3 protein-coding genes and 1 pseudogene are annotated in these 2,519 nt (G+C 35.8%); 3 read left to right on the plus strand and 1 reads right to left on the minus strand.

Translation table 11 applies throughout. The annotated features are described in order from the left end of the window. Positions 1 to 46: 46 nt before the first annotated feature. Positions 47 to 682, plus strand: a complete 636-nt coding sequence (locus tag AB3X49_RS21160; RefSeq protein ID WP_367964555.1) for an FMN-dependent NADH-azoreductase — start codon at positions 47 to 49, stop codon at positions 680 to 682. 111 nt (positions 683 to 793) lie between these two features. After that, positions 794 to 1,513 carry a lysophospholipid acyltransferase family protein gene (locus AB3X49_RS21165; RefSeq protein WP_002065190.1) on the plus strand — a complete coding sequence of 240 codons (720 nt, stop codon included), beginning with the start codon at positions 794 to 796 and terminating at the stop codon, positions 1,511 to 1,513. 37 nt (positions 1,514 to 1,550) lie between these two features. On the opposite strand, the gene trhA is transcribed toward AB3X49_RS21165, so the two are convergent. Continuing rightward, the gene (trhA, locus tag AB3X49_RS21170; protein WP_002085872.1) at positions 1,551 to 2,207 is read right to left on the minus strand and encodes a PAQR family membrane homeostasis protein TrhA; all 657 of its coding nucleotides are present in this window, start codon (positions 2,205 to 2,207) and stop codon (positions 1,551 to 1,553) included. A gap of 209 nt (positions 2,208 to 2,416) precedes the next feature. Between trhA and tatAD the strand changes: the two are divergent. Beyond that, positions 2,417 to 2,519: pseudogene (tatAD, locus tag AB3X49_RS21175) on the plus strand (sec-independent protein translocase protein TatAD); the annotation flags it as partial.

Raw genomic sequence — 2,519 nt, forward strand, 5'->3', positions numbered from 1 at the left:
AATAAATCTCGAATTAAAGATAAAATAGAAAAAGGGAGATAATACAATGACAAAAGTACTATTTATTACAGCAAATCCAAATTCAGCAGAAGGTTCTTTCGGTATGGCAGTAGGGGAAGCTTTCATCGAAGCATATAAAAACGAACATCCACAAGACGAAGTTGTAACAATTGATTTATTCAATACAACTGTACCAGCAATCGATGCAGACGTATTCGCTGCTTGGGGTAAATTTGCAGCAGGCGAAGGATTCGAAGCTTTAAGTGAAAATCAGCAACAAAAAGTTGCAGCAATGAACAATAACTTAGAAACATTTATGCATGCAGATCGTTATGTATTCGTGACTCCAATGTGGAACTTCAGCTACCCAGCAGTAGTGAAAGCATACTTAGATAACTTATCAATCGCAGGTAAAACATTCAAATATACTGAAAATGGTCCAGTTGGCTTACTAGAAGGCAAAAAAGCACTTCATATTCAAGCTACAGGCGGCGTTTACTCTGAAGGAGCATACGCATCTATGGACTTCGGTCGCAATCACTTAAATGCGGTATTAGGATTCATGGGTGTATCAGACACTGAATATATTGCAGTTGAAGGAATGAATGCAAATCCTGAAAAAGCACAAGACATTAAAGAAGCAGCAATGGTAAATGCACGCGAATTAGCAAAACGTTTCTAATATAGAAAACTTCAAAATGTCCAAACACTTGTTGTTTGGACATTTTTTCTTCTTTTTCCTTCGTTTGTCTAGTATAATGAAGGTCGGAATGATAATAGGTGGGGGTTCTGTATGATTCAAACGTTTTTTAAAATCTTTTATTTAATTTTAATCGTAATTGCGATTACACCAAGGTTGTGGCGTATAAAAAGAAAAGCAAATGCGATGTCACCGCAAGAAAAAGATAGTGTTGTGTATAAAACAACAAACTGGTTTGGTAAGAAAATGGTGGGTGTAACTGGATCGACTGTAGAAGTAAAGGGACTTGAAAATGTTCCAAAAGACAAGCCGGTGCTAGTTGTAAGTAATCATCAAAGTAATATGGATATTCCTGTTTTACTAGGTTACTTAAATAAGCCAATTGGATTCGTTTCAAAAGCGGAAATTAAAAAGTTTCCGGTTGTACCAACATGGATGGAACTAATGAATTGTGTGTTCATGGACCGCAGCGATCGCCGTCAATCTCTTAAGGCAATTAAAGATGGAATTGAACTATTAAAGAATGGACATTCTATCGTAATTTTCCCTGAAGGAACGAGAAGTAAGGGTGGCGAAATTGGAGAGTTTAAAGCGGGTAGTTTTCACCTAGCAGTAAAATCTGGTGTAGCAATCTTACCTGTAACGTTAGATGGTACATATAAAATGTTTGAAGCGAATGGAAATCGTATGAAACCAGCTCATGCAACAGTAACGATTTCTAAGCCAATTACACCTGAAGAATATGCAAGTATGGATGCTAAAGAGTTAACCCAGCATACAAAAGATATTATTGCATCTCAATTACATAAGTAATAAAAAAAGTTTCAGCTTAAACAAGCTGAAACTTTTTTTATGCTGCGGGTAAGACATAAAACAGTACGCAGAAAAACATCATTGTACTACCGCCTAGTACGAAGAGATGCCAAATGGCATGATTGAACGGAAGCTTTTCCCAAAGGAAGAATATAGCTCCGACAGAATACAAAATGCCGCCTATTAATAGTAGTGAGAAGCCGTGACCGGTTAAATTTTCATAAAGGGGTTTAATGGCAACGATGATGAGCCAACCCATAATGATATAACATAATGTTGATGTTTTAATAAAGCGACGAACAAAGAAGATTTTGAAAATAATTCCACCAATCGCAAGGGTCCAAATAATTGCGAGTAAAGTCCAACCGAGCGGGCCACGCAGTGTAATGAGTAGAAATGGTGTATACGTGCCGGCAATTAATAAATATATGGCGGAGTGATCTAAAATGGTAAATAACTTTTCTACTTTTGGATGATGGATACTATGTAGCAGTGTAGAAAATAAGTATAGAAGGAACATGCTTACGCCATAAACGGTAAAACCAACAACAGCAGATGCTGTGCCATGTTTGGAAGCATGAATAATTAATATGATTAAGGCAGGGATGCTTAAAATGGCACCGATACCATGGGTAATTGCATTCGCAATTTCTTCTTTTACAAATTGGGTCATTCTTTTAATTTTTTGCGTCATAATGTTAATTCCTTTCACTGTATTGAGATAAGTTATATTTTCCTTAACCATATCATATACAAAAGGAATAGAAAATGATATTCAATTGATTATATTTTCGAATTTTTTTGACAAAAGACAACGGATACATTGACGTTTACGAAATTTTTTGACAAAATGAACTTATGGAATAGTAGGACAAGGAATCTACTTATGAAGGGGATGGGGAAATGTTTTCAAATATTGGCTTTCCAGGGTTAATTTTAATTTTAGTAGCAGTGTTAATTTTATTTGGCCCAAAAAAGTTACCGGAAATTGGGAAAGCTTTAGGGG

Origin of the sequence: Bacillus sp. C30 (assembly GCF_040838255.1) — a bacterium.
In the GTDB taxonomy this organism is placed as follows: Bacteria; Bacillota; Bacilli; order Bacillales; family Bacillaceae_G; genus Bacillus_A; species Bacillus_A mycoides.